Origin of the sequence: Methylosinus sp. R-45379, from assembly GCF_001644125.1 — a bacterium.
Taxonomy (GTDB): Bacteria; Pseudomonadota; Alphaproteobacteria; order Rhizobiales; family Beijerinckiaceae; genus Methylosinus.
The window spans coordinates 1-1,616 of the sequence record NZ_LUUM01000136.1 but is presented as its reverse complement, the minus strand read 5'-3'; the positions used below and the strand labels follow the sequence as shown (position 1 = coordinate 1,616).

General features: G+C 64.0%; 3 protein-coding genes. All 3 read right to left on the bottom strand.

The features are described from left to right. A partial coding sequence (locus A1351_RS07000) for a DUF5131 family protein (protein WP_157096155.1) occupies window positions 1-724 on the bottom strand: 724 nt, incomplete at its 3' end. Then, the gene (locus tag A1351_RS06995) at window positions 721-1,092 is read right to left on the bottom strand and encodes a LuxR C-terminal-related transcriptional regulator (protein WP_064032607.1); all 372 of its coding nucleotides are present in this window, start codon (window positions 1,090-1,092) and stop codon (window positions 721-723) included. The genes A1351_RS06995 and A1351_RS07000, both read right to left, overlap by 4 nt. Next, window positions 1,089-1,616: hypothetical protein (locus A1351_RS06990; protein WP_210178244.1), on the bottom strand; the 528-nt coding region annotated here is incomplete at its 5' end. The genes A1351_RS06995 and A1351_RS06990, both read right to left, overlap by 4 nt.

The window sequence follows — 1,616 nt, the reverse complement described above, 5'->3', positions numbered from 1 at the left end:
TCGTATGGTAGTCGGGCGCAATGCGAATGCGGCGCAGATTGATGTGGCCGCGCAGCGGCTCGCAGCTCACGAAGCGGATGGCGGCCGGCGTCGCGAGAAGATCGGGGATGCGCTCATTGGCGCGCGGCTGATCTTCGGCGGTCACGCCGGGCCATACGTTGGGGAGAGGCCATTTCCGCAGCTTGATATCGTCCGGCATGTCGATGTCGCCGATGCTCTCGACGGGCCAATTGTCGTCTGGCGCGACTTGTTTCGCGATCCACATGTCGACAATGGCGCGAGCAATTCGATGCGGGGTTCTCGGGTCGGACATATAGGCGCGCATCCGCGCCGACCGCTTCGTCAGGTAGATGAGAATATGCTGCGGGCAGAGCGCGGCGATGGCGAAGATTTTGTCGAGCCATTCGGTCTCGACCCAATCGCCGAAAATATCGGTCATGGAACAGACGAATATTCCAGTCGGCTGCTTCCAGCGCAGCGGGGCGAGCAGCGTTTGCTCGTCGAGATAGTGCTCGACGTCGGCTCTGTGGCCCGGTCTATAGGCGAGGCCCGTGCCGCCTATGCCGGGGCGCTGGTTCCAGCGTTCGGCGTAGCAATTGGCGCAGGCGGGCGAGACCTTCTCGCAGTGCCAGCCTCGCGCGCCCGTGCGTCGATCGCGCGCGCGGATCGGGTTCCATGTCTTGCCGCGGCCGAGTCCGGCGTGCGCCCATTCGATCTTGGTCATGATGCGTCGGCCTCCGTGGCGCGCATGCGCAGATAGGCTACGGTGGCGGCCGTCCGCGTATGGACGCCGAGGGCGAGATAGATGTTGCCGAGATGAGCGTCGACGGTGCGGAAGCGCGACCCGATTTGTGCGGCGATCTGCTTGCTGCTGAGGCCCTGCGACAAAAGCGCGAGGATTTCGTGCTCGCGCGGGGTCAGCTTACGCGGCGCGGATGCGCGGCGCGCTCTGGCTCGGCGCAAATAGATCTTCACCGTCTCCGGCGAAAGACCGAGTTGGCGGCCCGTCTCTATGCGCGTTGCGCCGGCGTGATGGGCGGCAAGTATCTGCGCCTCTCTGGGCGGCAGCGAATTACGGAGATCGTTTGTCATGCGCTGGGCTCCTCGGCCGGCGGCGGAACCGTGGCCCAATCCGGCATGTCGAAAAGCGGGAATGGCCGCGTTCCCATGATCGCGCCGATGAAATTCGGCAGCTTGTCGATCTGGACGAGCAAGGGGCGCTTCATCGCGTCGGCGCTGGCTTTCAGGACGAAGTGTGTATCACCCTCGCCGAGCTCCGCGATCGGCGCGAACAGCGCATAGAGGCTCGGGTTCATGAATATGGCGGAGCAGTCGGCGTCGTCGCCGGCGATCGCCTCGCGCCAGGGAAGCGTCTTGCCTTCATCTTCGATCCGGTAATCGTCGGCGCGGATGGTGTTGCCATCCTCGATCATGACATGCGCCATGCAGGGCGCATTCTCTCCGCCCTCGATCTCGGGATGGTTCATCTGGGGAAAGAGCAGAGCGCAAACGCCGTGCAAATAGACCTCGCCCGGCTGCATCCACTCTGGCGGATCGAATTCCAAATTCCAGCCTTGGTCGAACATGGCGACAGGCTTCGCCGGCGCGCAGCGGAC

What these genes read in the sequence shown, in the direction of transcription:
- A1351_RS06995 (WP_064032607.1), bottom strand. Translation starts at nt 1,092, where the DNA reads ATGACAAACGATCTCCGTAATTCGCTGCCGCCCAGAGAGGCGCAGATA.